Raw genomic sequence first — 3,220 nt, 5'->3', positions numbered from 1 at the left:
CACAGAAACTGCATGAAAAATTTTGAGCATCTCTCCCACAAAATCAACACCCTAGGTGTAGCTTGAGGGGGGTACTTGTTGTTTGAGATCGACCAGAGTCGATTTGTTTAACGGGTCAAGTAGTAGAATGACATCACTAGAAAGCTTTGTCTGCAATGAACCAATGAAGGGATTTTCTGGAAACAGTTCGCTGGTTTCTTTATATTGAGCGCCCTGGGCAGAAAGTACCTGCAACTCTTCTGGAGTCCAAGGACAACCCACAGTCTCACCAAAGAATAAGGCCCGGTCTAGTTTTGCCATTAAATCAGTCACATCAGGTGCATGGGGGGGTAGTCCACGAGGTAGTACAACTTCACCAACCTTTGTCAGATGCTCTTCATAACTACGCACAGGTACGTGTCGTTTACAAATCCAAAAGTTCTCTATTGCTAAATAATCAATATCTGTACCCAGAAAAGTGGCGATCGCCTCTAATGTTGTTTCGATAATTGGCTGACCTGCTACATTAAAACTGGTGTTGAGTAACACCGGCGGCCCCTGGCGTTCTTCCACCAATTTGTAGCAAAGTCGATAAAAGTAGGGATTTTCTGATTCTGTAACTGTTTGCACCCGTCCTGTACCATCTACATGGGTAATGGCTGGTAGTTTCTCTTGATATTCTGGCTTCAGTGGGGGTACAAGTAACATAAACGGGGCGGCAACTTGCTGCTCAAACACCTGAGAAACTGCTTCTACAGGAATCACCGGTGCGAAGGGACGAAATGCTTCGCGGAACTTGACCCGCATATTTAAAATGTCTTTCATTCTTTTAAAGGTAGGGTCAGCCATAATTGACCGATGTCCCAAAGCTCGTGGCCCATACTCGGCACCACCTTCAAAGCGAGCCACAATACTGCCTTGTGCTAGGGCTTTAGCACTACGAGCAATCATCTCATCTGTAGTTAACTCCTCCACCTGAATAGAATCTTGGAAGTGTTGAATTGCCTGAGTAATTTGCTCACGGCTATACTGACGACCAAGGGTAGCCCGTGTCAGAGATACGCGCTTTTGTCCCGCGCCGACAGTGTGGTATGCCCATAAAGCACAACCGGCAGCAATGCCACTATCTCCAGCTGCGGGGAAAATAAAAATATCATCCAGTTGTAATTGGCGTAAAAGTTGGTAGTTAGCTACAGAGTTCAAGCCTACGCCACCTGCAATACATAGCTTTCGCAGTCCGGTACGTTTGATAGCCAAACCGACAATATGCAATAGTGCCTGTTCTAATTCTTTTTGCACCTTATAGGCGAGGTCAACTAAATAAGGACGTAGGTACGGTTTACCTTCACCATTGTCATAACGCTTTTCTAGTGCCGCGACTTCCAAAAAGATATCGTAGGCAGAAATTTTCAGGCTATAAGAATCTTCTACAGTCCGAATCCAAGAATGCCAATTGATTTGGTCGCCGCCGTAGGGAGCTAAACCCATGAGTTTGCCAGCTTCGGCGTGCTGAATTTTATCGCCAACTTTGGTCACAAACCCAGCTTTGCGAGTGATGTACTCATAAACAAAGCCGAGGGTGGAAAGTTGAGCTAAATGAGCTGCAACCATTTCGTTATGCAGCGTTGTAATTGTCTGTCCCCTGCCTTCATAGAGGGTATAAGATTCGGTACAATGGGCGGGAGTGGTGCTACCTGTAGCATCTACAGACAAGATCAATGCTTCATCAAATCCTGAAGGCCAGTAGGCAGAATAGGCGTGAGCTAAGTGATGGCTAGGAATTCGCATCACTTTATCGGTGATTTCCGCAGGTAATACCCGGCGCAGAATATCAGGCGCACAATCATAACCAGGCATATTAGCCGTGATTGTCGCCAAATCGCTCATAGTGATGTGACAAGCATCCAAACAATAACGCATGGCTTCTGCGGGAATCTGCATTTGGGCTGCTACACCAGGAGCATGAAGCATATAACCAGGACTATGTTTGTGGCGGTCTAAACGTTCTTGCTCAATAGCCACCGCAATTTTTCCATCCTGAGCGATCGCCACTGAGCGCTCATGCCCTAAATTAATTCCCATATGGTACTGTGACATTGTTTTATCTTTTCACTCAATAAGTGTTAATAAACAGAAGCTTGCTGCCAAATCATGACCGAACAAAAATTCTCTTAAACTGCCGTTATGAGTCAAGTGAGCGGCGACAATGTACCCATGTAGTCTAAAAATATAGTTTTAATGTGAAAGCACAATTGGCAACTTAATTAAAAACTCTGTTCCTTTGCCTAACTCTGAATAACATTCCAACATGCCACCGTGCTTTTCAACAATTATTTGGTAGCTGATGGAAAGACCCAAGCCTGTCCCTTGACCCACAGGTTTTGTTGTGAAAAATGGATCAAATATGTGCTTTTTAATCAATTCAGTCATACCAGTACCATTATCAATTATCCGAATTGCCACATAAGCATCACAAATAACTTCGGTGTGAATTTTAATAGTGGGGATGAAAGAAGATAGTTCTGTTTCTTCCTCTGGTATTAACTGAAGCTGAGTTTCCTCATTGATTACTTCAGACTTACAGCGAGAGACAACTGCATCAATGGCATTACTCAGCAAGTTCATAAACACTTGATTTAGTTGTCCTGCATAACACTCCACCTGTGGCAATTCGCCGTACTCTTTAATTACTTGAATAAAGTGGCGATCGTTAGTTACCTTGAGACGACTATGTAAAATCATTAAAGTACTATTAATTCCTTCATGGATATCCACAGGTTTAATTTCTGCTTCATCCAAACGAGAAAAATTTCGTAAAGAAAGTACTATTTCGCAAATCCGATCTGCCCCCATTTGCATAGAAGTCATGAGTTTAGGTAAGTCTTCAAGCAGAAAAATGAGGTCTATTTTTTTGATTTGTTTTTGAATATCCTCTGCTGGCACAGAATAGTTTTGATGATAGAGATTAACTAAATTCAATAACTCTTTAATATAATCATTGGCATGAATTATATTGCCATAAATAAAATTAATTGGGTTATTAATTTCATGGGCTATTCCCGCAACTAACTGTCCTAAGCTCGACATTTTTTCTGCTTGAATCAGTTTAGTTTGAGTTTGTTTAAGTTCCTTTAAAGTGGCTTCTAGCTGCTGTTTTTGTTCCTTCAACTGTTCTCTTGACTGTAAAAGCTTAGTGGTGCAGAAAAGTCTTGAACCGCTTGTATACCAGGAGTCTGACTGA

At 42.5% G+C, this 3,220-nt stretch carries 2 protein-coding genes; both read right to left on the bottom strand.

Annotation, left to right across the window (positions count from 1 at the left end):
- Window positions 1–51 precede the first annotated feature (51 nt).
- Window positions 52–2,076: a carbamoyltransferase gene (locus tag ACM0OS_RS28590; protein ID WP_414546558.1), complete on the bottom strand. Its 2,025-nt coding sequence runs from the start codon at window positions 2,074–2,076 to the stop codon at window positions 52–54.
- 138 nt (window positions 2,077–2,214) lie between these two features.
- Window positions 2,215–3,220, bottom strand: a 1,006-nt coding sequence (locus ACM0OS_RS28585; RefSeq protein ID WP_414546557.1) for a sensor histidine kinase, incomplete at its 5' end; no start/stop codon positions are given.

Origin of the sequence: Nostoc sp. CCY0012 (assembly GCF_963920855.1) — a bacterium.
Classification (GTDB): domain Bacteria; phylum Cyanobacteriota; class Cyanobacteriia; order Cyanobacteriales; family Nostocaceae; genus Cyanocohniella.
Note: the sequence above shows the minus strand (reverse complement) of the source record. Positions and strands in the feature narration are given on the sequence as shown.

Bases quoted from the DNA above. Each gene is read 5' to 3' on its own strand.
- ACM0OS_RS28590 (WP_414546558.1), bottom strand. From the start codon at position 2,076: ATGTCACAGTACCATATGGGAATTAATTTAGGGCATGAGCGCTCAGTG.